The sequence below is a fragment of the Candidatus Magnetobacterium casense genome, from assembly GCF_019173545.1.
Classification (GTDB): domain Bacteria; phylum Nitrospirota; class Thermodesulfovibrionia; order Thermodesulfovibrionales; family Magnetobacteriaceae; genus Magnetobacterium; species Magnetobacterium cryptolimnobacter.
The window spans coordinates 1-5,174 of record NZ_JABXWD010000249.1 but is presented as its reverse complement, the minus strand read 5'-3'; the positions used below and the strand labels follow the sequence as shown (position 1 = coordinate 5,174).

Below are 5,174 nucleotides of genomic sequence, written 5' to 3'. Positions count from 1 at the left end.
ACGACGGCGCTATACAAAAGGGTGCGGCCTGGCCTAATCCCCGCTTTACGGACAACGGCGACTATACCGTCACGGATAACCTGACGGGTCTGCTCTGGGGCAAAGATGCCGGTACGTCCGCAATCGGTTCGTGCAAAGGCGGGATTAAGACCTGGCAGGAGGCCCTGGATTACGTCACGTGCTTAAACAACTCAAACCACCTTGGCCATAGCGACTGGCGACTGCCCAACATAAACGAACTTGAGAGCCTGATTGACAGTGCAACGTCTAAGCCGGCGCTGCCCTCCGGTCATCCATTTACGAACGTTCAGACCACTCACTACTGGTCATCAACGACCTACGCCCTGGATACAACGCAGGCGTGGTATGTTGTCATCAGCAGTGGTTCTGTGGGTGCCGTTGGCAAGGCGAGTTCCGAAAACGGTTATGCCTGGATAGTTCGTGATGGCAAGGCGTGGGCGTTTGGGAGGGCGTTTGTGTGGTCATCGGGGCAAACAAAGAGCTACACCGCACACGACGACGGAGCCTTACATAAGGGCGTGGCATGGTCCAATCCCCGCTTTACGGATAACGGCAATCAAACGGTCACGGATACCCTTACCGGCCTTGTCTGGGTCAAAGACGCCAGTACCCCAACCCTTGATGCCTGCACGGGGGGTGGAAAGACCTGGCAGGGTGCCCTGGATTACGTGGCCTGCCTCAATTCTGCCAAATATCAGGGAAGCAACCACTGGAGACTGCCAAACAGAAAGGAGCTTCGTAGTCTGTTTGATTATGGCATGTCCAATCCGGCGCTTTCTTCGGGGCATCCCTTTATAAATGCGCAGGCTGCCAACTACTGGTCGTCCACAACCAATGCTGACGCTACATCCGGTGCGTGGAGTGCGTCAATGAAAGGCGGCGACGTAAGCGCCACAGCCAAGGACGGCAACTATTACAATGTCCTGGCTGTCCACGATGGATACAACAGGAGGGCTAAGAGTGACTTCGACGGCGATGGGCATAGTGACGTCCTGTGGCGCAACAGCACAACAGGCGATGTCTATATCTGGCTGATGGATGGCAAGGCGATATCGGGGGGCAGCTTTGTCGTTAAAGGAGTACCGACCGATTGGGACATCAAAGGAATCGGGGACTTTAATGGCGATGGCAGGGCTGATATCATCTGGCAAAATGCTGCCGGGGATGTATATATATGGGTCATGGACGGCACGACGATAAAGTCGGGCGGATATGTTGTCAAGGGGATGCCTTCCCAGTGGATGTTTACAGGGCTTGGGGACTTCAACGGCGATGGCAGGACGGACATAATGTGGAGAAACAGCAGCACTGGCGATATTTACGTGTGGCTCATGGATGGAGCGACCAAGTCTGACGGCGGTTACGTGGTCAGGGGTATGCCATCGGAGTGGGTCGTTAGGGCTGTAGCCGACCTCAATGGCGACGGTAATAGTGATATCCTCTGGCAAAACACCAAAACTGGAGACGTTGCCGCCTGGTTAATGAGCGGTATGAGCATGTCAAGTGGCAATTATGTTGCACAGGCCGTCCCCAACACCTGGCAGATAAAGGCGGTTGAAGACTTTGACGGCGATGACAGGGCTGATATCCTCTGGCAAGACACCGCAACGGGCGACGTTGCAACATGGTTTATGAGCGGGGTTGGTATAGCCAAGAGCGGTTATGTGATAAAAAATGTATCTGCCCCCTGGCAGTTTCAAACCACAGCCGACTACAACGGCGACGGTAAGACCGACATGCTCTGGCGAAACACCACCACGGGGGATGTCTATCTGCACACCCTGGATGGTCTGAATATAACCGGTGGAGGGTACATAACGCTTGGGCTGCCCAACGATTGGCAGATGAGGTAAGAGTCCTGATATAAGGTAATGGTTATCTGCGTTCAGTACCAGTTTTACTGGTTTGCAGAGGCAAAATTGAGCAGTATTGCAGAGGAAGTATGTTTTGGCAAAATAACAACCAAGCAAGGATGAGGCATTACCAGGCCAGCAGTTCACCTGTGTTGCTTGTCATGGCGCTGATTGCAGTGATTTTGGGCATGTTTCTTACCGGTGCAGCCTATGCCGGTACCGTTAACCTGCCCGTAACAGGGCAGACAAAAAGCTCCGACGCCAACACTCCACAACGGGATGACGGCGCATTACGGAAGGGTGTGGCCTGGCCAAATCCGCGCTTTAAAGACAACGGCAATAAAACGGTTACCGATACCCTTACTGGTCTGGTGTGGAGCAAAGATGGCGTTGTGCCGAAAGTTGGCAGTTGTGTGGATGGTATTAAGAACTGGCAAGGGGCATTGGATTATGTGGTCTGCCTCAATACGAACAAGTACCTTGGCTACAGCGACTGGCGACTGCCAAATGTAAACGAGTTGGAAAGCCTCATCAATGCAGGGCAAGCTGATACAAGCGTGTGGCTCAATAAGCAGGGGTTCACCAATGTGCAGTCAAACTATTACTGGTCATCCACTACCTGCGCTAAGGACGGCAATACATCCACTGCATGGGGCGTGCGTATGGCCTCCGGCAGTGTGGGTTCCACCCTTAAGTCAAGTTATCACTATGTCTGGCCGATTCGCTCCGGGGAATCGGGAGCGCTTTCACCTGTTTGGTCTACCGGTCAGACTGCCACTCATGCTGCCGGTGATGACGGGGCGTTACAGAAGGGTGTGGCATGGCCTGCTCCGAGGTTTGCCGATAGCGACAAAAATACCGTCACCGATACCCTCACGGGTCTGGTGTGGAGCAAAGATGCCGGCACTCCGGAGGTAGGCTCTTGCACGGGCGGAGCTAACTCCTGGCAGATGGCGCTGGATTATGTGCAGTGCTTAAACGGCGCAAGTTACCTCGGTTACACCGACTGGAGGCTGCCAAACAAAACGGAACTCTATAGCCTTATTAACCGAGGCATGTCTTCCCCGGCGCTCTCCTCCGGCCATCCGTTTACAAACGTGCAGTCCGGTAACTATTGGTCATCCACTGTCTACCCTGAGGGTGCCTCCTATGCGTGGAGCGTCAGTATGGAAGATGGCAAAGCCGACATATCGGTTAAATCCAGCAGCGGTTATGTCTGGCCAGTTAGCGACGGCAAGGCTGGTAACGTGGCATTTTTACAGGGTCAAGGGAGCCGTGCTCCCTTGTGAGGGGGTCTGAGGGGGAGCAAAGCTCCCCATTCTTTCTTTGTATTGCACACAGAGGGTTGGCCGTGGGGGGGCAGCGGCTCAGGTCGTTATCGATAGTTTTACCTTCTCACCGCACTTTGCCAGGTCTGCCGGGATGGTTGTAATGGGTAGTTTGACCGTAAAGGTGGTACCACGGTTGACCCTCGTCTGGACGGTAATCTGACCACCGTGCTTTGCTATGATCCCCTGAGAGACAGACAGTCCAAGACCTGTCCCCTTGCCCTTGGATTTTGTGGTGAAAAACGGGTCAAATATGTGCTGTAGTATGTGGTCTGAGATGCCATGACCGTAATCTGTTACCTTTATGGCGATAAAGTTATGTTCCTCTGACGGTCCGGCATGTATCTTCAGGTGTCCCCCCTTAAGGGTTACGTCAAGTGCGTTTAGGATCAGGTTCAAAAACACCTGCTCTAACTGGTGTCTGTCGCCGTGGATGCGGGGCAGGTTTGGCGCTATCTTTATATCCACGTTTACGCCGGCCAGTTTTATCTGGTTGCCGGCCAACTTCAGTGTGTCCATCAGGACGCTGCCAATACAGATGGGTTCCATGATGGTCTCACTTTCGCGTGCAAAGTCCAGGAGGTTGCGCACGATGTTTCTTGCCCGTCCGGCCTCGTCTACGAGGTCTCTGGCCATGTCTATGCGTTCGTCATCGGAGAGGTCGAGGTAGTCTTCCAGGAGCATGTGTGCCGTCAGCGTGATGTTGTTTATCGGATTGTTTAACTCGTGGGCAATGCCGGAGGTAAGCGTTCCCACGGCGCGGAGCTTTTGGGACTGTGCAAGTATCTGCTGTTGCCTGTCCAGCTCCTTGATCAGGTAGTCTATGGCCATTGACAGATCAGAAAACTCGTCGTTGTATCTGTGGTCTGACATGATCGTGGCATACTGTCCATTTGCCATCAACGTTGAATACCTGGAGAAGAGATTGATTGCACTGAGCACCCTCTTACCTAACAGGTGCGATATAAACAACATAAACAAGACCATAAATACCACCGCATACAGTTGTACCGTCCTAAAGAGCAACATCAATCTCTCTGTTGTATCACGTCCCCTCGCCAACAGTTTATCGGCCGAGTTCACCATCATGTAGCCGCATTGTTTGATTTCCTTCTGGAGTCGTTCCCGTCTCTGGGACTTGTCCGATTGGTTGTTGCTTTCACGGTCCAGTTCCTCGACAGAGTCTAACAGCTTGACATATCTCTCTATCAGCCCTATAGAGTTCTCATAGTCAATATGTCCTTTGAGTTCCCCGTAGTGTGTTATGACCAATTTCTCAAGGGCCTTCATTATCTCCTTGCTTTCCCTAAGCCCCATGCCATAGAGGAAGTAGTCCTTCTCAAATGCCCGTGCCTGAGAAACACTTGAAAAGAAAGTTTGAGCAAGCTCATTCAACCGCAATCCCTTCTCCATCTTCACCATCGTTATTATCATGGAGATACCTATCCCCAGTGCAAATACGAGGGTTACGGCAAAACCGATATAAATGTGAGACTTTATTGTGAATCTGTAAGGCTTGCTGGCCCTGGTGACTCCCTCTGCACCATCGGCCACCGGAGGAGTGCCCTTGTCAATCTGCTGTTCGATTAACTTTTTGAGCCACTTTAATCCACACTTATACCACTTATCCAGGCAGTCATCTAACATCAGGGTTGAATGCCTTATGCCTGTACTGCCAGGGTTACGCCAAGGGTTTCGGCGGCCTTTATGATGACGGCCCTGAGGTCATCGGGCTTGAAGGGTTTGGCTATGAAGTCGAAGGCGCCCTTTTCCATTGCCTGTCTGGCCAGCTCCATCATGGCATAGCCCGTGATCATGATTACCTTGGTCTTGGCCGACTTATTCATCACGTGTTCAAGGACCTCCAGGCCGTCGATTTCGTCCATTCTGATGTCCGTGACCACTATGTCGAAGGTTTCCTCGTTGATTCTCTTTATCGCCTTTGATGGATTGTCAAAGACCTCAACGTCGC

General features: G+C 52.4%; 4 protein-coding genes. 2 read left to right on the top strand and 2 right to left on the bottom strand.

Going from position 1 to position 5,174, the window contains the following annotated elements; genetic code table 11:
• Together HWQ67_RS12440 and HWQ67_RS12435 are read left to right on the top strand one after the other, a co-directional pair.
• Nucleotides 1–1,874, top strand: a 1,874-nt coding sequence (locus HWQ67_RS12440) for a DUF1566 domain-containing protein (RefSeq protein ID WP_218253011.1), incomplete at its 5' end; no start/stop codon positions are given.
• Between the two features lie 89 nt (nt 1,875–1,963).
• Nucleotides 1,964–3,163 (top strand): DUF1566 domain-containing protein, encoded by a 1,200-nt coding sequence (locus HWQ67_RS12435; protein WP_218253010.1) that lies wholly within the window; start codon nt 1,964–1,966, stop codon nt 3,161–3,163.
• Between the two features lie 78 nt (nt 3,164–3,241).
• Here HWQ67_RS12435 and HWQ67_RS12430 read toward each other — a convergent pair whose 3' ends face one another.
• Together HWQ67_RS12430 and HWQ67_RS12425 are read right to left on the bottom strand one after the other, a co-directional pair.
• Nucleotides 3,242–4,849, bottom strand: a complete 1,608-nt coding sequence (locus HWQ67_RS12430; RefSeq protein ID WP_218253009.1) for a sensor histidine kinase — start codon at nt 4,847–4,849, stop codon at nt 3,242–3,244.
• 14 nt (nt 4,850–4,863) lie between these two features.
• The coding region (locus HWQ67_RS12425) for a response regulator (RefSeq protein ID WP_218253008.1) at nt 4,864–5,174 on the bottom strand (311 nt) is incomplete at its 5' end.

Excerpts from the sequence above, each read along its gene's own strand:
- HWQ67_RS12435 (WP_218253010.1), top strand. The coding sequence starts at position 1,964 with ATGTTTTGGCAAAATAACAACCAAGCAAGGATGAGGCATTACCAGGCC.
- HWQ67_RS12430 (WP_218253009.1), bottom strand. The coding sequence starts at position 4,849 with ATGTTAGATGACTGCCTGGATAAGTGGTATAAGTGTGGATTAAAGTGG.